The sequence below is a fragment of the Paracoccus mutanolyticus genome (assembly GCF_003285265.1).
GTDB lineage: Bacteria > Pseudomonadota > Alphaproteobacteria > Rhodobacterales > Rhodobacteraceae > Paracoccus > Paracoccus yeei.
Map to the genome: position 1 here is coordinate 1142965 of NZ_CP030239.1, position 19243 is coordinate 1162207.

At 69.5% G+C, this 19243-nt stretch carries 16 protein-coding genes, 1 tRNA gene and 10 pseudogenes; 9 read left to right on the plus strand and 18 right to left on the minus strand.

What is annotated here, in order from left to right; all coding sequences use genetic code 11:
* Positions 1 to 15 precede the first annotated feature (15 nt).
* From rplL to DPM13_RS24920, 11 genes and pseudogenes are all read right to left on the minus strand, one after another.
* On the minus strand, positions 16 to 393 hold the full coding sequence (gene rplL, locus DPM13_RS06175; protein WP_028718461.1) for a 50S ribosomal protein L7/L12: 378 nt from the start codon (positions 391 to 393) through the stop codon (positions 16 to 18).
* A 67-nt stretch (positions 394 to 460) separates the two neighbouring features.
* Positions 461 to 976, minus strand: a complete 516-nt coding sequence (rplJ, locus tag DPM13_RS06180) for a 50S ribosomal protein L10 (RefSeq protein WP_028718462.1) — start codon at positions 974 to 976, stop codon at positions 461 to 463.
* 248 nt (positions 977 to 1224) lie between these two features.
* Complete coding sequence (gene rplA, locus DPM13_RS06185) at positions 1225 to 1923, minus strand: 50S ribosomal protein L1 (protein ID WP_028718463.1); 699 nt, start codon at positions 1921 to 1923, stop codon at positions 1225 to 1227.
* 3 nt (positions 1924 to 1926) lie between these two features.
* Positions 1927 to 2378: pseudogene (gene rplK / locus DPM13_RS06190) on the minus strand (50S ribosomal protein L11).
* Positions 2379 to 2467: 89 nt separating this feature from the next.
* The gene (nusG, locus tag DPM13_RS06195) at positions 2468 to 3007 is read right to left on the minus strand and encodes a transcription termination/antitermination protein NusG (RefSeq protein ID WP_028718465.1); all 540 of its coding nucleotides are present in this window, start codon (positions 3005 to 3007) and stop codon (positions 2468 to 2470) included.
* A 194-nt stretch (positions 3008 to 3201) separates the two neighbouring features.
* Positions 3202 to 3423 carry a preprotein translocase subunit SecE gene (gene secE, locus DPM13_RS06200; RefSeq protein ID WP_223252385.1) on the minus strand — a complete coding sequence of 74 codons (222 nt, stop codon included), beginning with the start codon at positions 3421 to 3423 and terminating at the stop codon, positions 3202 to 3204.
* Positions 3424 to 3445: 22 nt separating this feature from the next.
* Entirely contained in the window at positions 3446 to 4348 is a 903-nt protein-coding gene (locus tag DPM13_RS06205; RefSeq protein WP_112887654.1) for a hypothetical protein, read from the minus strand.
* 59 nt (positions 4349 to 4407) lie between these two features.
* A tRNA-Trp gene (locus tag DPM13_RS06210) sits at positions 4408 to 4483 on the minus strand.
* Positions 4484 to 4546: 63 nt separating this feature from the next.
* Positions 4547 to 5793, minus strand: a pseudogene (locus DPM13_RS06215) (glycerate kinase type-2 family protein).
* Between the two features lie 94 nt (positions 5794 to 5887).
* A pseudogene (locus DPM13_RS24910) lies at positions 5888 to 6510 on the minus strand (isocitrate/isopropylmalate family dehydrogenase); the annotation flags it as partial.
* Between the two features lie 36 nt (positions 6511 to 6546).
* Positions 6547 to 7000 (minus strand): annotated as a pseudogene (locus DPM13_RS24920) (isocitrate/isopropylmalate family dehydrogenase); the annotation flags it as partial.
* Between the two features lie 146 nt (positions 7001 to 7146).
* On the opposite strand from DPM13_RS24920, the pseudogene DPM13_RS06235 reads away from it, so the two are divergent.
* Positions 7147 to 7949: pseudogene (locus DPM13_RS06235) on the plus strand (uracil-DNA glycosylase).
* Here the strand turns inward: DPM13_RS06235 and DPM13_RS22355 are convergent.
* Positions 7946 to 8107: a hypothetical protein gene (locus DPM13_RS22355; protein ID WP_223252386.1), complete on the minus strand. Its 162-nt coding sequence runs from the start codon at positions 8105 to 8107 to the stop codon at positions 7946 to 7948. The pseudogene DPM13_RS06235 and the gene DPM13_RS22355 overlap by 4 nt on opposite strands.
* Complete coding sequence (locus DPM13_RS06240) at positions 8068 to 8724, minus strand: protein-disulfide reductase DsbD domain-containing protein (protein ID WP_223252387.1); 657 nt, start codon at positions 8722 to 8724, stop codon at positions 8068 to 8070. The genes DPM13_RS22355 and DPM13_RS06240 overlap by 40 nt, the downstream gene beginning before the upstream one ends.
* Positions 8725 to 8833: 109 nt before the next feature.
* Between DPM13_RS06240 and DPM13_RS06245 the strand changes: the two genes are divergently transcribed.
* A complete protein-coding gene (locus DPM13_RS06245; RefSeq protein ID WP_112887655.1) occupies positions 8834 to 9406 on the plus strand; it encodes a YqgE/AlgH family protein in 573 nt (190 codons plus the stop codon).
* Between the two features lie 7 nt (positions 9407 to 9413).
* On the opposite strand, the pseudogene DPM13_RS06250 reads toward DPM13_RS06245, so the two are convergent.
* A pseudogene (locus tag DPM13_RS06250) lies at positions 9414 to 10362 on the minus strand (L-threonylcarbamoyladenylate synthase).
* 113 nt (positions 10363 to 10475) lie between these two features.
* Between DPM13_RS06250 and DPM13_RS06255 the strand changes: the two are divergent.
* The 4 genes and pseudogenes from DPM13_RS06255 to DPM13_RS06270 all read left to right on the plus strand — a co-directional run bounded on the left by DPM13_RS06255 (position 10476) and on the right by DPM13_RS06270 (position 14061).
* Positions 10476 to 12165 (plus strand): annotated as a pseudogene (locus DPM13_RS06255) (acyl-CoA dehydrogenase).
* Positions 12162 to 13183 (plus strand): annotated as a pseudogene (locus DPM13_RS06260) (MBL fold metallo-hydrolase). The pseudogenes DPM13_RS06255 and DPM13_RS06260 overlap by 4 nt, the downstream one beginning before the upstream one ends.
* 61 nt (positions 13184 to 13244) lie before the next feature.
* Positions 13245 to 13397, plus strand: a complete 153-nt coding sequence (locus tag DPM13_RS06265) for an aa3-type cytochrome c oxidase subunit IV (protein WP_080621092.1) — start codon at positions 13245 to 13247, stop codon at positions 13395 to 13397.
* A 16-nt stretch (positions 13398 to 13413) separates the two neighbouring features.
* Complete coding sequence (locus tag DPM13_RS06270; RefSeq protein WP_028718477.1) at positions 13414 to 14061, plus strand: hypothetical protein; 648 nt, start codon at positions 13414 to 13416, stop codon at positions 14059 to 14061.
* 3 nt (positions 14062 to 14064) lie between these two features.
* On the opposite strand, the gene DPM13_RS06275 is transcribed toward DPM13_RS06270, so the two are convergent.
* Positions 14065 to 14391, minus strand: a complete 327-nt coding sequence (locus tag DPM13_RS06275; protein WP_028718478.1) for an AzlD domain-containing protein — start codon at positions 14389 to 14391, stop codon at positions 14065 to 14067.
* Positions 14388 to 15165, minus strand: a pseudogene (locus DPM13_RS06280) (AzlC family ABC transporter permease). Before DPM13_RS06280 ends, DPM13_RS06275 begins: the two are co-directional and overlap by 4 nt.
* Before the next feature lie 78 nt (positions 15166 to 15243).
* Between DPM13_RS06280 and DPM13_RS06285 the strand changes: the two are divergent.
* On the plus strand, positions 15244 to 15843 hold the full coding sequence (locus DPM13_RS06285) for a GNAT family N-acetyltransferase (protein WP_112887656.1): 600 nt from the start codon (positions 15244 to 15246) through the stop codon (positions 15841 to 15843).
* On the opposite strand, the gene DPM13_RS22360 is transcribed toward DPM13_RS06285, so the two are convergent.
* Entirely contained in the window at positions 15825 to 16208 is a 384-nt protein-coding gene (locus tag DPM13_RS22360) for a hypothetical protein (protein ID WP_223252388.1), read from the minus strand. The two genes, DPM13_RS06285 and DPM13_RS22360, sit on opposite strands and share 19 nt — an antisense overlap.
* 107 nt (positions 16209 to 16315) lie before the next feature.
* Between DPM13_RS22360 and DPM13_RS22365 the strand changes: the two genes are divergently transcribed.
* Positions 16316 to 16453, plus strand: a complete 138-nt coding sequence (locus tag DPM13_RS22365) for a hypothetical protein (RefSeq protein ID WP_223252389.1) — start codon at positions 16316 to 16318, stop codon at positions 16451 to 16453.
* 398 nt (positions 16454 to 16851) lie between these two features.
* Here the strand turns inward: DPM13_RS22365 and greA are convergent, their stop codons facing one another.
* Positions 16852 to 17322 (minus strand): transcription elongation factor GreA, encoded by a 471-nt coding sequence (greA, locus tag DPM13_RS06295; RefSeq protein WP_028718482.1) that lies wholly within the window; start codon positions 17320 to 17322, stop codon positions 16852 to 16854.
* A 272-nt stretch (positions 17323 to 17594) separates the two neighbouring features.
* Here greA and DPM13_RS06300 point away from each other — a divergent pair.
* Positions 17595 to 19240: pseudogene (locus tag DPM13_RS06300) on the plus strand (4Fe-4S dicluster domain-containing protein).
* The last annotated feature ends 3 nt before the right edge of the window (positions 19241 to 19243 follow it).

Below are 19243 nucleotides of genomic sequence, written 5' to 3' on the forward strand. Positions count from 1 at the left end.
GCGGTGCGGCCCGGATTACTTCAGCTCGACCTTGGCACCAGCCGCTTCGAGCTTCTTCTTCATTTCCTCGGCGTCGGCCTTGGACACGCCTTCCTTGACCTTGCCACCAGCTTCGACCAGGTCCTTGGCTTCTTTCAGGCCCAGGCCGGTGATGCCGCGAACTTCCTTGATCACGTTGATCTTGTTCGCGCCGGCGTCGGTCAGGACGACGTCAAACTCGGTCTTTTCCTCGGCGGCTTCAGCAGCGCCACCGGCGGCCGGACCGGCCATCATGACGGCGCCACCGGCGGCCGGCTCGATGCCGTATTCGTCTTTCAGGATGGTTTTCAGTTCCTGGGCTTCCAGCAGGGTCAGGCCCACGATTTGTTCGGCGAGTTGTTTCAGGTCAGCCATTTTTCCGTTCTTTCCATTAAGTGTTCCAACGTCGGGGTTTCAACCCCACGCGGGAATGGGGATTGCCTCAGGCGGCCTCGCGCTCTTCCAGAGTCGAGAGGATGCCCGCGATGTTGGAAGCAGGAGCGCCAATCGCGCCCGCGATGTTGGCAGCAGGGGCACCGATGCAGGACACGATCGAAGCGATAAGCTCCTCGCGCGACGGCATCTGGGCCACGGCTTTCACACCGGCAGGGTCAAGCGCCGTGTCGCCCATCGCACCGCCCAGGATCACGAACTTGTCGTTGCCCTTGGCGTACTTGTCCGCGACCTTGGCCGCAGCCACGGGGTCCTCGGAGAAGGCGAGCACGGTCATGCCCGTCAGATAGTCGGCGATGCTGGCGCAAGGCTTTCCATCCAGGGCGATCTTGGCGAGCCTGTTCTTGGCAACGCGTACGGACCCGCCAGCTTCGCGCATCTGCGCGCGCAGGTCCTGCATCTGGGCAACCGTCATTCCCTCGTAGTGGGCAACCACCACGACGCCAGAGGCTTCGAAGATCTGGCCGAGTTCCTCGACCAACTGCTCTTTCTGCGCTCTATCCACGGTTTCACTCCAAGTATGGGGGTTTCCCCCCGGCTCTCACTTTCCTGTCGCCAGAACAGCGGCAGGAACGGGTCCGTGACAGTCCCAAGATCCCCCGGAGCGAGCCCGGAAAATGGTCTTGATCCCGTCTCGGGAAGGACATTAAGCCGGCCAGATAGCGTATCGGGTCGGCACCCTCCGTCTCGGACAGGACGGGGCATCGCTGCCCCGCCATCCGCCGGGATCGCTCCCGGCGAAATTCTTGCCGCTTACTGCGCGGCGGTCGAGGTCAGGTCCAGCGACACGCCCGGACCCATGGTCGAGCTGATCGAGACCTTCTTGACATAGGTACCCTTGGCGCCCGAGGGCTTCGCGCGGTTCACCGCATCGACGAAGGCGCGGATGTTCTCGACCAGCTTGGCGGCGTCGAACGAGGCCTTGCCGACGCCGGCGTGCACGACGCCCGCCTTCTCGGCCTTGAACTGCACTTCACCGCCCTTGGCAGCTTCGACGGCCGCCTTCACGTCCATCGTCACGGTGCCGACCTTGGGGTTCGGCATCAGGTTGCGCGGGCCCAGGATCTTGCCCAGACGGCCGACCAGCGGCATCATGTCCGGGGTGGCGATGCAGCGGTCGAATTCGATCTTGCCGGACTGGATGGTTTCCATCAGGTCCTCGGCACCCACGATCTCGGCGCCGGCAGCCTTGGCTTCATCGGCCTTGGCGCCACGGGCAAAGACGGCCACGCGAACGTGCTTGCCGGTGCCGTTGGGCAGGGTCACGACGCCGCGGACCATCTGGTCGGCGTGGCGCGGGTCGACGCCCAGGTTCATCGCGATCTCGACCGTCTCGTCGAACTTGGCCTTGGTGTTGGCCTTGACCAGCGCCACGGCTTCCTCGATGGGCAGGTTCGACTTGCCGGCGAAAGCGGCGCGGGCGGCGGCCTTGTTCTTGGAAATCTTAGCCATGACTTAGCCTTTCACCTCGATGCCGATGGAACGGGCCGAGCCGAGGATGATCTGCATCGCGGCTTCGATGTCGTTCGCGGACAGGTCCTTCATCTTGGCTTCGGCGATCTCGCGCACCTGCTTGGCGGTCACGGTGCCGGCGGTCGTGCGACCGGGCTTGTCCGAACCCTTGGCGCGGTTGCGCTGCCGACCGGCTTCAGGCCAGCGGCCTTCTTCAGCAGGAACGAGGCCGGGGGCGTCTTCATCTCGAAGGTGAAGGACTTGTCGGCGTAATAGGTGATCACGACCGGAACCGGCGAGCCGGCTTCCATTTCCTGCGAGCGCGCGTTGAACGCCTTGCAGAATTCCATGATGTTGATGCCGCGCTGGCCCAGGGCGGGCCCGATCGGCGGGGACGGGTTCGCCTGACCCGCCTTGACTTGCAGCTTGAGGCTGCCGACAACTTTCTTGGCCATCTGGCCTTCTCCTTATCATCACGCCCGGGTTCGGGCCGACTTAGCGGTTGCGGCCTTGCCCCTTGGGGGACGCAGCCTCCCGCGAACAATCACGCGGTCTTGGCGACCTGCGTGAACTCCAGTTCGACCGGCGTCGGCCGGCCGAAGATCGAGACCGTGACCTTGATGCGGCTTGCCACCTCGTCCACTTCCTCGACCATGCCCGAGAAGCCCTCGAAGGGGCCGTCGGTCACATTCACCTTTTCGCCCACGTCGAACCGGATCAGGTTGCGCGGCGCGACCTCGGCCCCACCCTCGCCCGAGCGGTGCAGGATGGCGTTCACCTCGTCGTCGCGCATCGGCATCGGCTTGCCCTGGGCGCCCAGGAAGCCGGTGACGCGATTGATCGAGTTCACCAGGTGATAGGTCCGGTCCGACAGGTCCATGTGCACCAGCACATAGCCCGGCATGAAGCGCCGTTCCGACGTTACCTTCTTGCCGCGACGAATCTCGATCACCTCTTCGGTGGGGACCAGGACCTCGTCGATCTGCTCTTCCAGACCCTTTTCGACGGCCGCCTGCCGAATCGCCTCGGCGACCTTCTTTTCGAAGTTCGACAGGACGCTGACCGAATACCAACGCTTTGCCATGTCTCGATCGACCCCTGTTCTTCCCGTCGGGCTTGCGCCAGACCCTTGAATTTCCACGCTGCCCGGTCCGTCATCCGGATCAGGGCCGATGCTTTCGGCCCAAATTGAAATCGGCGCGCACGACCGAATCGATGCACGCCGCGTTTCGGGCAGGTCGGGCGGACATACCCCCGGATGGCGTTCGATGCAAGCCCTTAGCCGACCAGGTGCAGGATTCCCGACAGGCCGGACTTGATCGCCAGGTCCACCAGGAAGAAGAAGATCGAGGCCAGCGTCGCCATGACAAAGACCATGATCGTGGTCGTGATGACCTCGCGGCGGGTGGGCCAGCTGATCTTGCCGACTTCGGCGCGCACCTGGCTGATGAACTGGACGGGGTTGGCCATGACGATCCCTTCGGTCTTGCAGCGCGTCATCTAGCCCGGGGACGCCCCCATTTCAAGCGTCGTCTTGGTCGCGGCGCGCGGCCGGCTCCAGGAACTCGACCTTCGGCAGGGCGCGCAGGCGCTGGATCTCGGCGGCATAGAACGCCTGCGACCGGGCATGGACCGCCTCGCCAAGCAGCCGCAGCGGCGGATGGCCGGCCGAGCGGGGAAAGCGCCGCCGCGCGCGCTGCACCAGGATGCGCAGGTCGGCGTCGCTGTCGGCCATGGCCTGACGCCGGAACCAGAGATAGCCCGGCTGGGTCAGGCTTTCGTTGGCGGGCGCCGGGTCCGGCACGGCCCGGGCCAGATCCTGCGGCAGCATCCGCGCCAGGATCTGCGGGCGCAGCGCGGCATAATCCTCGTAGCGCCAGACGACCAGCCGCGCGACCTCGGGGATCTCGGCCAGGCGGCGGACCAGCCCGGCCCAGCCCAGCCGCGCCGGGTTGCGGCCGCCCAGATAGTCCGACAGCACGATCTCGTTGCCGAAGGACAGTTGCAGCGCAAAGGCCGAGACCAGAAAGCGCGGGAAGCGCAGACCCAGGAACAGCGTCGCGGGCCCGCCCCCTGCAAGGGCGATGACCTGGCGCACCCGCCGCACCGCAAAGGGATAGATCAGCCCCCGGGGCGAAAACAGCTTGCCCCGGGCGGTGCCGCCCAGGATGTTTTCCTCGGAGATCAGCAGATGCGGGCAGGCGTCGCGCAACCGCGCCAGCGCCTCGCGGCTGGCCTTGTCGCCCGCGCGCCCCGGCCCTTCGGCCAGGGCCTGCGCCAGGGGAATCGGCCCCTCGTCGCGCAGCATCGAGGGGTCGGCCAAGGACACGCCGCCGGCCTGCAGCGCATCCCGCGCGACTTTCAGCGATTGCTGCAGATGGGTCGAGGCGGTCTTGTGCGCGCCAAGATGGATCGTCAGGGCCATGTCCTGGTTTCGGCTCCGGGTTTCACGGTGCGGGGATCATCCTGCGACGGAAAACCGGCTGGCAGGGGTTGGGGGACTCGAACCCACGACCCTCGGTTTTGGAGACCGATGCTCTACCAACTGAGCTAAACCCCTGTGCCTGCGCTTCCATAGAATTTGCGGCGGATGCCGTCAAGCATGGAAAAACCCCGGCCCCCCTTACCCGACCAGGACCGCCCTGAAGTCGTTGACGTTGGTCAGGGTGGGCCCGGTGCTGACCAGATCGCCTATCCGCGCCAACAGGCTGTAGCTGTCGTGCCCGGCCAGCATCGCGCGCGGATCAAGCCCCGCCGCACGGGCCCGGGCCAGCGTGTCGGGGGTGACGATGGCGCCCGCCGCATCCTCGGACCCGTCGATGCCGTCGGTGTCGCCCGACAGCGCGTGGATGCCCGGCTGGCCATCCAGCGCCACGGCCAAGGCCAGCAGGAACTCGGTATTCCGCCCACCCTTGCCGGGCTTGGCCGAACCGATAGTCACGGTCGTCTCGCCCCCCGACAGCAGCACCGCCGGCGCTCCGACCGGCAGCCCGTGCAGGGCGGCCGAACGCGCGATCCCGGCCATGACCTGTCCGGCGGCAGACGCCTCGCCCTCGATCGCGTCGCCCAGGATCAGGGGCGTCACGCCCTCGGCCCGCGCCACCGCAGCCGCCGCCTCGAGCGCCATCAGGGGCGTCGCGATCAGCCGGTAATCGGCCTGGAATTCCGGCAGGGGCGCGGGCGCTTGCAGCAGCAGGCGCCGCGCCGCCTCGGGCAAGTCGGGACCAAGCAGCGCCACAACGTCTGACAGATCAGACCCCGCCTCGGGGTCCCAGACCGTCGGCCCCGAGGCGATGGCCAGCGGATCGTCGCCCGGCACGTCCGAGATCGCCAGCGTCACCACCCTTGCCGGGGCCGCTGCCAGCGCCAGCCGCCCGCCCTTGACCGAGGACAGCCTGCGCCGCACCCGGTTCATGACCGAGATCGGCGCCCCCGAGGCCAGCAGCAGCCGGTTCACCTGCATCTTGTCGTCCAGCGTCAGGCCCGGCGCCGGCGCCGTCATCAGCGCCGAGCCGCCGCCCGGACCAGCGCCAGCACCAGATCGTCGGGCCCGAGCCCCCGCACCGCCGCCAGGATGCGCTGCGCGGCCTCGGCCCCCGCCTGGTCGGGAACGGGATGGGCGGCCTCGATGACCTCGATGCTGCGTGTCGGCACGGCGTGGCCGTAGCGGGTCACGACCACGCCGGTCACGTCGGGCCATTCCGCCTCGACCGCACGGGCCATGGCGGCGGCGGACTTGCCCGCCCCCACCACGACCACCCGGCCCCGAGGCCGCTCCGGCAGATGCCGCGCCAGAACCCGCGCCGGATCGGCGCTCTCAACTGCCGCGCGGAAAAGGCGTCGAAGGAAACCGTCTGGATCGACCGCCATCACATCCCCCATTCAGATAGCCGCGCCGGACAGGCGCAAATGCAAGGCCGCTTTCCGGCGCAGGCCCCTGCCCGAGGACCGGCGCCGGGGCGGATCACAGCGCCGCCAGCGCCTCGACGATGCGGTCGCCCATCTGTGCGGTGGACACCGGGGTGCCGCCCTCGGCCCCCATCAGGTCGGCGGTGCGCACGCCGTCGGCCAGCACCTTCTCGACCGCGCGCTCCAGCAGGTCGGCCTCGGCCCCCAGGTCGAAGGAGTAACGCAGGCACATGGCAAAGCTCAGGATGCAGCGATCGGGTTGGCCTTGCCCTGCCCCGCGATGTCGGGGGCCGAGCCGTGCACGGGTTCATACAACGCCTTGGGCCGGCCGTTCGCCATCGGCGCGCCAAGGCTGGCCGAGGGCAGCATGCCAAGGCTGCCGGTCAGCATCGCCGCCGCGTCGGACAGAATGTCGCCGAACAGGTTGTCGGTCACGATCACGTCGAACTGGCGCGGATTGCGCACCAGCTGCATGGCGCCGTTGTCGGCATACATGTGCGACAGTTCGACCTCGGGATATTCGTTGTCATGCACCCACTGGACTTCCTCGGACAAGGCATAGCCCTTGTGTCGAGTGGTTCGTCCGTCGATTGCCGAATGCCGCGCTTTTTGGGTGACATGCGGAGTGACGCAGGCCCCGCGCAGATCGGCCACGAAGCCAGCGGCATAGGCCTTGTCCGACGCGGCCGCCCTCGTTCTCGGGGTTGTTGTCATCGGCGTGGATGCCGCGCGGCTCGCCGAAATAGACGCCCGAGGTCAGTTCGCGCACGATCAGGATGTCGAGGCCCGCCACCACCTCGCGCTTCAGCGACGAAAAATCGGCCAGCGCGTCGAAGCATTGCGCCGGGCGCAGGTTGGCGTAAAGGTCCATCTCCTTGCGCAGGCGCAGCAGGCCGCGCTCGGGTTTGACGCTGAAATCCAGGTTGTCGTATTTCGGCCCGCCCACGGCGCCCAGCAGGACCGCATCGACGGCCTGGGCCTTTTCCATCGTCTCGTCCGCCAGGGGCTTGCCGTGCTTGTCATAGGCGGCGCCGCCCACCAGATCCTCGCTGACGTCAAAGGCGATGCCCTTGTTCGTCTGGAACCAGCCGATGACCTTGCGCACCTCGGCCATGACTTCGGGACCGATGCCGTCGCCGGGCAGGATCAGCAGGGAATGGGTGGTCATCTCAGGCATCCTCTTGTGCAGCTGGCGTTTCGCAAGATCGCCTATCCGGGGCGTCCCGCTGCGTCAAGTTCAAGCCCCCGGCGCAAAGGCCGGCGCCAAATGCGATGCGCCTTGCCCGGGACGGCCGCGCGCCCTAGCTTGCGCGCATGACGGCCGATCCGACCTATCGGGGATTCGCGCTCGACGCGGAAACCGCGCTGGCTCTTCTGCAATGGCAGGCCGAGCTGGGCGCGGACGAGCCATGCCTGGACGCCCCCATCGACCGCTACGACATGCCCGACCGCGCCGCGCCCCCCGCGCCGGCGGCGGCCGTTCAGGCCCCCCTGGCCTTGCCCGAGGATCCGGCCCAGGACCACGCCGCCCTGGCCGAGGCGATGGCCGCCGGCGCCCGGACCCTGGCCGAGCTTGCCGCCGCGCAAGAGGCCTTCGACGGCATCGACCTGAAAAAGGGGGCGCGCAACTTCTGCTTCGCCGACGGCAATCCGGGCGCCCGCGTGATGATCATCGGCGAGGCCCCGGGCGAGGAGGAGGACCGCCAGGGCCGGCCCTTCGTCGGGCGCGCGGGCCAGCTTCTGGACCTGATGTTCGGCGCCATCGGCCTGTCGCGTCAGGCCGTCGATGCCGAGCGCGCGCTTTACATCACCAATGTGCTTCCCTGGCGGCCGCCGGGCAACCGCCGCCCCGAGGCGGCCGAGATGGCGATGATGCTGCCGTTCCTGCGCCGCCATGTGGAGCTGATCCAGCCCGACCTGCTGGTGCTCATGGGTAACACGCCCTGCATGGCCGCGCTGAACCGGCAGGGCATCCTGAAGCTGCGCGGCCAGTGGACCGAAGCCTTCGGCCTGCCCACCCTGCCGATGGCCCATCCCGCCTATCTGCTGCGCACGCCGCTGGCCAGCGCGAGGCCTGGGCCGACCTTCTGTCCATCGCGGCGCGGCTCGAGCCCTAGCCGGGCGTGCAGCCGCGGTATTCGACCGCCGTGTCCGGGGCGATCAGGGTCAGGCGCAGGTCCGCAGGGTCCAGCGCAAAGGGCTTGCCGGTCTCGGCCACGAAATCGGCCTCGGCGGTCAGGATATCGCCCTGCCGCGACAGTTCGGGCTGCGACACCCAGACCGGGGCGCCCCCCGGCTCTCCCTCAAGCTCCATCGCAACCTCGGGGGCCGTCGCGTCGAACCGGGCGGTGACGCGCATCCCGTCGCGATGGGCTCGATCCGGCAGGGCGGCTGGTCTGGGGCCTGATCCGGCATCCGCTCCAGCGCGGCCTGGATCACCGGGTCGGGGCCGGGACCGGGGGGCGGCGCCCGCAAGGCCACCTCGGCCGGAACGCAGATGTCGTCGCACAGGCCGAAATCGACCCGGGCATGCAGGACGACCGGCCGTGCCGGATCCTGCGGCGCGACCTCGATCGGCAGGACCAGTTCGTCGTGATAGCCCAAGGTGCGCTCTCCGCCCGATTCAAAGGCTTCGGGGCGCGGCCAGTGCAGATCCACCCGGCCCAGGTTCTGCGACTGTCCCCAGTCGAAGCGCGGCGGCACGCCCGCATCGCCGGGGCTGCGCCAATAGGTCTTCCATCCCGGCTCCAGCCGCAGGCGCAGGGCGGTCATGCGGTGCCCCTGGGGCGTGACCCAGCCCGCCATCAGCTCGGCCGAGGCAAGGCCGGGGGGCGGGACATCCTGGGCCAGGGCGGAACAGGGTATGAGGAGCAGCAGGGCAAGGGCTTTCATGCTGCATTCATAGGCGCCCCCGGGGGCGGGGGTGAAGTCACAAATCCGGCAGGGTCTTGCGAAAACGGTCCTCTGCGCCGATCTTTGTTGCAAGCGTAAAGGAGTTCCCGTGCACCCTTCCAGCAATCTGACCGGCAAGCTGCTGATCGCCATGCCCGGCATGCGCGATCCGCGTTTCGAGCATTCCGTGATCCTGGTCTGCGCCCATTCCGACGAAGGGGCGATGGGGCTGGTGGTGAATCGCGCGATGCCCGACGTGGGGTTTTCGGACCTTCTGGCGCAGCTTGGAATCGACGCCGGCCCCGATGCGATGGACATTCCCGTCCGCTTCGGCGGCCCGGTGGAGCCGGGGCGCGGCTTCGTGCTGCACCGCGTCTCCGAGGGCACCGAGTTGGGCGAGAACCGGATGCGCATCGGCGCGACGCTGGCCATGTCCACGACCCGCGACATCCTCGAGGATTTCGCCCAGGGGCGCGGCCCGCAGCCGGCGATGCTGGCCCTGGGTTACGCGGGCTGGGGGCCGGGGCAGCTTGACAGCGAGATCCTGGACAATGGCTGGCTGACCTCGGACCAGTACGATGAGATCATCTTTGGCACCGACAATGCCGCCAAGTGGCGCGCGGCGCTGATGGGCATGGGGATCGACCCGCTGGCGCTGTCGCCGAACGCCGGCCACGCCTGAACCCGCCCTAGCGCGGCGCCGCCGCCCGCCGCAGCCGGTCGTTGATCGCGGCGCCGAGGCCCGTTTCGGGCACCGGCGCGACGGCGATGGGCCGACCCTGGGCATCGGCCTGGTGCAGCAGCTCGAACAGCCGCGCCGCCGCCTCGGCCAGGTCGGCCCCCTCGCTCAGGCTCATCGCTCCGGCAACGGGGCCATGCCGATCAGCAGCTCGCCCGGGCGCGCCGCAGTGGCGTTCAGCCGCAGGCTGGCGCGCGTGGCGTAATGGCTGGTCAGCTGGCCCGGGCATTCGGCCCGCGGGGTCCAGCCGGGGAGTGGCCGCCGCGCCCACCCAGCGCGGCGGCGATCGCCTCGGCGGGCAGGCCGCCGGGGCGCAGCAGCACGGGCCGGCCGTCCTGCCAGCCGATGATCGTCGATTCCACCCCGACCGGGCAGGCGCCCGCGTCCAGCACGGCCGCGATGCGCCCGCCAAGGCCCGTGACGGGATCGGCCACATGCGCCGCCGTGGTCGCGCTGATCCGTCCCGAGGGGTTGGCCGAGGGCGCCGCCAGGGGCCCGCCGAAGCGGCGCAGCAGCGCCTGCGCCACGGGATGCGCCGGCACCCGGATCGCCACCGTGTCCAGCCCCGCCGTCACCAGGGGCGCGATGCCCGACCCGGGCCGCAGCGGCCGCACCAGCGTCAGCGCGCCCGGCCAGAAGGCATCGGCCAGGTCGCGCGCGGCATCGTCCAGCACCGCGATGCGTTCGGCCGCCTCCAGGTCGGGCAGGTGCGCGATCAGCGGGTTGAAGCTTGGCCGGCCCTTGGCCTCGTAGATGCGGGCGACCGCCCGGCCGTCGCGGGCGTCGCCCGCCAGACCATAGACCGTCTCGGTCGGCATGGCGACCAGTTCGCCCCGCGCCAGCAGCGCGCTGGCCTCGGCCAGGCCCTGATCGTCCGGGACAAGAAGGCGGGTCTGCATCGTTACGTCGGGTTCGGGTTGCTGGCGCAGGGCGCGCCCATAATATGGTTCCGGGGACCAGTTACGCGCCCGGGGCCGATTTGCCAAGGCGCCAGAGGGGGAGAAAGCCAGCCATGACCTATCGCGCGCCCGTCGATCAGATCGCCTTCATCCTGAACCGGGTCGTGGCCTTTCCTCAGCTTGCGCAAACCGAGCGTTTCGCCGAGGCCACCCCCGAGACGGTCGAGGCGATCCTGACCGGCGCCGCCCGGCTGGCCACCGACGTGATCGCGCCGGTGAACCGGGCGGGCGACCTGCACCCGGCGCGGCTGGAAAACGGCGCGCTCCGCTCCAGCCCCGGGTTCGCCGAGGCGTTCCGTGCGCTGGCCGAAGGCGGCTGGATCGGGCTGTCGGCGGACCCCGACCATGGCGGCATGGGCCTGCCGCAGGCGCTGAACATGGCGGTGAACGAAATGGTCGCCTCGGGCTGCCTGGCGCTGCAGCTGAACCCGCTGCTGACCCAGGGCCAGATCGAGGCGCTGGAGCATCACGGCAGCGACGAACTGAAGGCCTTGTATCTGCCCAAGCTGACCTCGGGGGAATGGTCGGGCACAATGACCTGACCGAGCCGCAGGCCGGTTCCGACGTGGGCGCGCTGACCACAAGGGCCGAGCGCGCCGGGGACGGGACCTATCGCATCACCGGGCAGAAGATCTTCATCACCTGGGGCGACAGCGACGTGACGGAAAACGTCTGCCACCTGGTCCTCGCCCGGCTGCCCGACGGCGCCCCCGGCACCCGCGGCATCAGCCTGTTCATGGTGCCGAAGTTCATCCCCGACGAAAACGGCAGACCCGGCGTCCCGAACGACCTGCGCGTCGTCAGCCTGGAACACAAGCTGGGCATCCACGGCTCGCCCACCTGCGTGATGAGCTTCGAGGGCGCCAAGGGCTGGCTGGTAGGCCAGGAACACAAGGGCATGGCGGCGATGTTCACCATGATGAACTGCGCCCGCCTGGGCGTCGGCATCCAGGGCGTGGCGCAGGCCGAGGCGGCCTTGCAGCAGGCCGTCGCCTATGCGGCCGAGCGCAACCAGATGGGCCCGATCATCCGTCACCCGGACGTGCGCCGGATGCTGGCCGAGGCGCGGGCCGAGGTCTTTGCCGCCCGCGCGATCTGCCTGGGCTGCGCCGTCGCCATCGACATGGCGCGGGCGACCGGCAGCGCGGACTGGGCGGCGCGGGCGGCCTTCCTGACCCCCATCGCCAAGGCCTATGGCACCGATGTCGGCATCCGCGTGGCCGACATGGGCGTCCAGGTCCACGGCGGCATGGGCTATATCGAGGAAACCGGCGCCGCCCAATACCTGCGCGACGTGCGCATCACCGCGATCTACGAAGGCACGAACGGCATCCAGGCGATGGACCTGGTCGGCCGCAAGCTGGCCGACGGCGGGGCCGCCGCCACGGCGCTGCTGGACGAGATCCTGGACGGCGCCAAGGCCGCACAGGCCCGCAGCCCGATCTGGCGCATGAGGTCTGGCAGGCCGCCGAGACCCTGCGCGAGGCGACGCTGGACCTGCTGGAGCTTGCACCCGAGGACCGTTTCGCGGGCGCCGTGCCTTATCTCATGGCCTTCGCCCGGGTGCTGGGCGCGCATTACCACCTGCGCGCGGCGGTGGAGGGGGGCCCAGCCACGCTGGCGCGGGTCCATGTCAACCGCATCCTGCCGCAGTTCTGCGCCGACCTGGCGGCGGTGCGGGCCGGGGGCGCGGATCTCGGAGCTCTTGACGATGCCCTGCTGGCGGGCCAGATGGCCGGGTGATCCGCAGCGAACCCCATATCCCCCCGGCCGAAGGCGAGGCGCGAGAGATCGCGCCGGGCGTCCTGTGGATGCAGATGCCCCTGCCCTTCAATCCTTATCACCATTCTCTTGCTGTTCTTGGCGCTCACGCTCCTTTTCGTTTCTAACGGCCAGCAATCAATGAGGCGTGTTTGCCGCATACAGGCGCTGATGCAGGTCGGCCGCTGGCCGGCGCGCCGGTCACGCGGCTGATCGCCACCCATCACCATCTGGACCACATGGGGCTGGCCGGCTGGTTCCGTTCAAGCCACGGGGTCGAGCTGTGGACCTCGCGCACCGTCTGGCTGACGGCGCGCATGTCGATCCTGGACGTGCAGGACCGCCCGACGCCGCAGGCGCTGGCGTTCTGGCGCCAAGCCGGGATGCCGCCCGAGATGATCGCCGAGCGGGCCGCGGAACGGCCCTTCAACATGGCGGACCTCTCGGCCCCCCTGCCGCCCGGCTATCGCCGCCTGGCCGAGGGGCACGAGATCGCCTTCGGCGAGCGGCGCTGGATCGTCCGCATGGGCGAGGGGCACGCCCCCGAACATGTCACCCTGTGGTCGCAGGACGACGATCTGGTGATCGGCGGCGATCAGCTTCTGGCCTCGATCTCGCCCAATCTCGGCGTGCATCCGAACGAGCCCGAGGGCGACCCGATCGGCGGCTGGCTGACCAGTTGCGCCCGGCTGGCCGAGCACGCCCGGCCCGACCAGCTGATCCTGCCCGGCCACCGGCTGCCCATCGCGGGCTGCCGACCCGGCTGCGCCAGCTGATCGACAACCAGCGCGCCGCGCTGGAGCGGCTGGCCGCCGGGCTGGCGGGCGCGCCGCGCACCACGGTCGGCTGCTTCGACCTGCTGTATCGCCGGGTGATCGGCAAGCCCGAGTTCGGGCTGGCCCTGGCCGAGGCGGTGGGCCACATCAACCACCTGCGCGCGGCGGGCCGGGTGTGGCCCGTGGGCCAGACCGAGCAGGGCGCCACCCTTTGGGGGGCGTGACAGCCCCCCCGGCTTGGGCTATCCAAGGCGCGACGCAGCGCAGAATCCCGGGGGAGGAACCATGGCCTCGCATCACGAAGTCACCGAACACAAGCACGGCTCGATGGACATCAGCGATCATCAGAAGACGTTCGCGGGCTTCATCCGGCTCTCGACTTGGGTCGTGGGACTGGCGATCGCGGTGCTGATCTTCCTGGCGCTGGCGAACAGCTGATCCTTCGGAGCATTCGATGCAAAGACGTGCCTTCCTCGCGCTGGCCCTGCCGGCTGCGCTAGCAGCCTGCGGCGCCGACAATGTCTGGGACACAGACGAGGCGATCCGCAAGGCGCGCTATGTTTCGAACGAGCCGCCCTCGATCTCGCTCTTGACGGTGATCGGCATCCCGCGCGGCGAAGGCGGCCATTCCGCGCTGCTCATCAACGGCAGCCAGCGGGTGATCTTCGACCCGGCGGGCAGCTGGAACCATCCGGCGATCCCGGAACGCAACGACGTGCTTTACGGGATCACGCCGAACTTCAAGAACTTCTACATCGACTACCACGCGCGCGAAACCTTCTGGGTGGCCGAGGATACGGTCCAGGTGCCGCTGGCCGTGGCCGATGCCGCGATCCGCGCCGCCGAACAGCACGGTTCGGTCAACAAGAGCTTCTGCGCGGTCGCGACCGGGCAGGTGCTGCGCCAGGTGCCGGGGTTCCAGGGCGCGCCCACCGGCTTTTCGCCGCTGAAGCTGCGGCGCTGGTTCCTGACCCTGCCGGGCGTGACCAGCAAGAAGCACATGGACGGCGATCCGGCCAACAACCACAACGTCCTGCTGCGGCAGAAGAACGGCGTGATCGCGGGCTATGGCCCCGACGGGCAGTTGCACGCCCGGAACTAGGCCCTAGCCCATCAGGGCGAGCATCCCGAACAGCGTGGCCATCCCCGCCAGGATGGCCGCCAGCATGTTGCGCGTCAGAACGCCCACCGCCAGCGTGACGATGGCCGCGGTCAGCCGGGCGGGGTCGGGCCGCCCGCCGGTCGCCGCCGGAAACAGCGCCAGCGGAACCGCGATGGCCGGCAACACCGCCACCGCCGTATAGCGCAGCGCCCGCGCCGCCCAGGACGGAATCGGCCGGCTGCCGATGGCGCCCAGAAACGACCAGCGGATCAGATAGGTGCCGGCCCCCAGGGCCAGGATCACCAGCCAGATCTTGGCGTCGAAGCTCATGCCGCGGCTCCCTTGCGTTCCATCCGCCACTCGACCCAGGCGCCCGTCGCCATCGCCAGGGGCGCCGCGACCAGGATGCCCAGCCCCGAGGGCAGCACGCTGAAGACCAGCGCGCCCAGGATCGACACTCCGGCGGCCGCGATATGGGCGGGGCTGCGCAGCATGGGCGCCACCATCGCCAGGAAGGTGATCGGCACCGCGAAATCCAGCGCCCAGCTTTCCGGGATCGCCCGGCCCAGCGTGAAGCCAAGCGCCGTGGCCAGGAACCAGGGCACGCAGCAGCCGATGGCCGTGCCGGTGAAATAGGCCATCCGCTGGTCCAGCCGCAGGCGGGGATTGGCCTCGTAATGCTGGATCGCCAGGGCATAGGTCTGGCCGATCAGCACATAGGACAGGAACGCCCGCCAGCGGGTCGGCGCCTGGCCCAGCCAAGGCACCAGCGAGGCCGAATACATCGCCAGCCGCAGGTTCACCGCCAGGGCCGACAGAATCACCACGATGGTCGGCGCGTGATCGGCGATCAGCTGCACCGCGGTGAATTGCGAGGCGCCCGCCAGCACCAGCACGGAAAAGCCCATGACCCGGCAGATCGAACCCCGCCGCGTCCGACACCACGCCGAACAGCAGGCCGAAGGGCACCAGCACCAGCAGAAAGGGCAGCGACTGGATCAGCCCGTGGCGCAGGCATTGCCCCGGGGTGCGGGCCAGGACGCGGCGCGCCTCGGGCGTCAGGACCGGCGCGGGGCTGTCCGGGTCTGGGGAAGCTTTGGTCATTGTCTGGCTGCGTGCACTGCGGGCATAAGGATCGGCGCCAGATTGGACAAAGCGCGCCCCCTGCGCAAGAGAGGGATCATGCCCACCCCGCCCGCCTTTCGCATCCTGACGGGCGTGCCGACGGCCCTGCAGGGCGCGGCGGCGCGGCTTTACTGGCGGCAGTTCGGCCACCTGCTGCAACCGCTGCCCACGCGGCCCGCGCGGGGCGTGGCGCTGGTGCGGGCGCTGATGCGGCCGGACCTGGGGCTGGTCGCGCTGGCGCCGTCAGGGCGGCTGGTCGGAATGGCGGGACTGGTGGACGGCCGCGGCGCCTTTCTGGAAGGCCGGGCCGCGGGCTATGCCGAAGCCTTCGGGCCCGTGGCGGGGCGGCTGCGCGCGCTGTGCGCCCGTCTGTATCGCGGCGGCCCGGCGACGACGGATCTGATCATCCAGGGCTGCGCCGTAGCGCCGGGGTGGCGCCGGCGGGGCGTGGCCCGTGCCTTGGCGGCAGCCGCCGAAGCCCATGCCCGGGCGCGCGGCCATCCCGCCCTGCGGGTCGAGGTCGAGGCCGGAAACAAGCCTGGCCTCGCGGCCTGGCAGGCAATGGGCTTTCGCCCCGTCGCCCGCCAACGGCTGGGCTGGCCCTGGAGCCCGCCCGCCCATGTGCTGCGCCGCCCGGTTCAGGAGGCGGCGGGCTGATCCCCGCCTGCCTCGGGCGCGGGCCCGGGCGTGCCCAGAACCCCGGCGATCTGGCCCAGCAGGGTAAAGGCCCGGCCCGAACGCGTCTCGGCAAGGACGGCCAGGACGGTGTCGCCGTCGGTTTCGGCGCGTTGGCCCAGCAGGCGGTCGAAATGGCGCATGAAATGCTGCGCCACGTCGCGAAACACCGCATCCGTGCGCATCATCTCGGCAGCGCCGGCCAGGGCCTGGGCATCGTCGACCACGGCCAGCCCCGCCACCGCCTCGCCGCGCGCGCCCTGGACAAAGGCGCGCCACAGCGCGGGGTCGGTTTCGGGCACCTGGATGTCGTCCATATAGATGCCGCGGCTGGCCAGCAGCGTCACCACGTCCTGGGCGGCACGGATCAGCCGGGCAAGCTCGGGGTGCGCCAGCCCAGGCGCAGGCAGCGAATCGCCTCGTGGTGACGGAGTCGTCGGGAAAGTGCAGCGCCATGAAGACCTCGGCCGCGGACAGCTCGGGCGCGGGGGGCGTCTCGGCCGGCCGCGGGGCCTGGGCGGCCAGGGGCTGGGCCGCGGGGCGGCGGGGCGGAACCGCCGCCGGGCGCGGCACGGGGCGCGGCTGGGGCTGAGAGTGGGCCTGAGAGTGGGACTGGGCCAGGGGCTGCGTCCGCATCTCGGGCAGCGGCTCGTCGCCCGGCTCCGAGGTGCGCATCTGCCCAAGCAGCGCGCGCAGCTCCTCGGCCTCCGCGCGCAGCAGGGCCAGGCTGCGGGCGGACCAGACGGCGAACCAGATCAGCGCCAGGGGCAGCACCACGCCCAGGGCGCGCAGCAGCCAGCCGCCAAGGGACGGCCCGGCCGCCTCGGCCGTCGCCTCGCCCCCGCCGGCCCAGGCCAGGATCGCGACCAGCGCCAGCCAGACGAGGCTTGCGGCGGCGCCCAGGGTCACCAGCCGGTCGCGGCCCTGTCCGGCGGCAAGCCGGCTCAGCGATTGCAGCCCGTTCATGCGGCCATCCTTGCGCTGCGGGTCTCAGACATAGCGGATCGCGATGATCTCATAGGATTTCCCCCCGCCGGGCGTGACGACCTCGACGCTGTCGCCCTCGTCCTTGCCGATCAGGGCGCGGGCCAGGGGCGAACGGATGTTGAGCAGGCCGCGTTCCAGGTCGGCCTCGGATTCGCCGACGATCTGGTAGGTCCGCTCTTCCTCGGTGTCCTCGTCCAGCAGGGTGACGGTGGCGCCGAACTTGACGCTGCCCGACAGGCGCGACGGGTCGATCACCTCGGCGCGCGAAATGATCATCTCGAGTTCCTTGATGCGGCCCTCGACAAAGCTCTGCTTTTCGCGGGCGGCATGGTATTCGGCGTTCTCGGACAGATCGCCATGCTCGCGCGCCTCGGCGATGGCGCGGATCACGGCGGGACGCTCGACCGCGCGCAGTTCGCGCAATTCCTCGTCCAGCTGGTCGTAGCCCGCACGGGTCATCGGTATCTTTTCCATTCCGGTCCTTCCGCCGCCCCCAGGGCAGCCCCAATCTGCGCGATCCTCAAGGTGTGCGGACGCCCCCGCCCGTCGGCCGGGGGCGTCCGCTGAAACCGGATGCATCGTGGCGCGATTGGCCCAACGTTTCAAGACCCGCCGTCGCCGCCTTGCCCGGCCCCGCGCGAAAGCGTCGCAACCCGGTCATGGAGCGTCGCGTTTTCATTGCCCAGCCCGGCGTTCCGGGATAGGGATTGCCCCCGAACGCGAGCTAGGAGCAGGGGGACCAAGCCATGTCGGAGATCGTCCGGGAGTCGATGGATTACGACGTCGTGATCGTTGGGGGCGGCCCGGCGGGGCTGTCTGCGGCGATCCGGCTGAAGCAGGTCAACCCCGAACTCTCTGTGGTGCTCTTGGAGAAGGGCTCCGAGATCGGCGCGCATATCCTGTCGGGCGCGGTTCTGGACACCGTGGGCCTTGACCGGCTGATCCCCGACTGGAAGGCCAAGGGCGCCCCCGTCACCACCGAGGTCACGACCGACAATTTCTTCATCCTGGGCGAACAGGGCCAGGTGCGGGTGCCGAACTGGCCGATGCCGCGGCTGATGTCGAACCACGGCAAGTATATCGTCAGCATGGGCAACGTCTGCCGCTGGCTCGCCGAACAGGCCGAGGCGCTGGAGGTGGAGATCTTCCCCGGCATGGCCTGCTCGCAGCTGGTCTACGAGGGCGAGCGGGTCGTGGGCGTCGTCGCGGGCGAGATGGGGCTCGAGGCCGACGGCACCCCCGGCCCGGCCTATGAGCCCGGCATGGAGCTGCGCGGCAAATACGTCCTGATCGCCGAGGGCGTGCGCGGCAGCCTCGCCAAGGAGCTGATCGGCAAATACGACCTCTCGGCCGGGCACGAACCGCAGAAATACGGCATCGGCATGAAGGAGATCTGGGAGATCGACCCCGAGAAGGCCCGCCCCGGCACCGTCACCCACACCATGGGCTGGCCCCTGGGCAAGAACGCCGGCGGCGGCAGCTTCATCTATCACCTCGAGGGCAACCAGGTGCTGGTCGGCTTCGTCGTCCACCTGAACTATGAAAACCCCTATCTTTACCCCTACATGGAGTTCCAGCGCTTCAAGCACCATCCGCTGGTGGCGGATCTTCTGGAGGGCGGCAAGCGCGTGGCCTATGGCGCGAGGGCGATTTCCGAAGGCGGCTGGCAGTCGATCCCCAAGCTGACCGTTCCGGGGGCGGCGCTTTTGGGCTGCTCGGCCGGCATGGTCAACGTGCCGCGCATCAAGGGCAACCACAACGCCATGCTCTCGGGCATCGCCGCGGCCGAGGCGGCGGCGGCGGCCATCGCCGCGGGGCGGACGGGCGACGAGCTGACCGATTACGAAACCGAGGTCCGCAGCGGCGCCATCGCCAAGGACCTCAAGCCCGTGCGCAACGTCAAGCCGCTCTGGTCGCGGCTTGGCCTGTCGGCAAGCCTGGCGCTGGGGGCTTTGACATGTGGGTGGCGGGCCTGACCGGCTGGAACCCGATGGGGACCTGGAAGCACGGCAAGACCGACGCGCAGGCCACCGGCAAGGCCGCCGATTTCAAGCCCATCGACTACCCCAAGCCCGACGGCAAGCTCAGCTTCGACCGGCTGACCAATGTGGCGTTTTCCTTTACCAACCACGAGGAAAGCCAGCCCTGCCACCTGAAGCTGAAGGACCCCTCGATCCCCATCGCGGTGAACCTGCCGCTTTATGCCGAGCCCGCCCAACGCTATTGCCCGGCCGGGGTCTATGAGGTGCTGGAGGGACCCGAGGGCCCGCGCTTCCAGATCAACTTCCAGAACTGCGTGCATTGCAAGACCTGCGACATCAAGGATCCGTCGCAGAACATCAACTGGACCACGCCCCAGGGCGGAGACGAGCCGAACTACCCGAATATGTGATCG

Bases quoted from the DNA above. Each gene is read 5' to 3' on its own strand.
- rplL (WP_028718461.1), bottom strand. From the start codon at position 393: ATGGCTGACCTGAAACAACTCGCCGAACAAATCGTGGGCCTGACCCTG.
- rplA (WP_028718463.1), bottom strand. From the start codon at position 1,923: ATGGCTAAGATTTCCAAGAACAAGGCCGCCGCCCGCGCCGCTTTCGCC.
- nusG (WP_028718465.1), bottom strand. From the start codon at position 3,007: ATGGCAAAGCGTTGGTATTCGGTCAGCGTCCTGTCGAACTTCGAAAAG.
- secE (WP_223252385.1), bottom strand. From the start codon at position 3,423: ATGACGCGCTGCAAGACCGAAGGGATCGTCATGGCCAACCCCGTCCAG.
- DPM13_RS06205 (WP_112887654.1), bottom strand. From the start codon at position 4,348: ATGGCCCTGACGATCCATCTTGGCGCGCACAAGACCGCCTCGACCCAT.
- DPM13_RS06240 (WP_223252387.1), bottom strand. From the start codon at position 8,724: ATGAAAGCCCTTGCCCTGCTGCTCCTCATACCCTGTTCCGCCCTGGCC.
- DPM13_RS06265 (WP_080621092.1), top strand. From the start codon at position 13,245: ATGGCCTCGCATCACGAAGTCACCGAACACAAGCACGGCTCGATGGAC.
- DPM13_RS06270 (WP_028718477.1), top strand. From the start codon at position 13,414: ATGCAAAGACGTGCCTTCCTCGCGCTGGCCCTGCCGGCTGCGCTAGCA.
- DPM13_RS06275 (WP_028718478.1), bottom strand. From the start codon at position 14,391: ATGAGCTTCGACGCCAAGATCTGGCTGGTGATCCTGGCCCTGGGGGCC.
- DPM13_RS06285 (WP_112887656.1), top strand. From the start codon at position 15,244: ATGCCCACCCCGCCCGCCTTTCGCATCCTGACGGGCGTGCCGACGGCC.
- DPM13_RS22365 (WP_223252389.1), top strand. From the start codon at position 16,316: ATGAAGACCTCGGCCGCGGACAGCTCGGGCGCGGGGGGCGTCTCGGCC.
- greA (WP_028718482.1), bottom strand. From the start codon at position 17,322: ATGGAAAAGATACCGATGACCCGTGCGGGCTACGACCAGCTGGACGAG.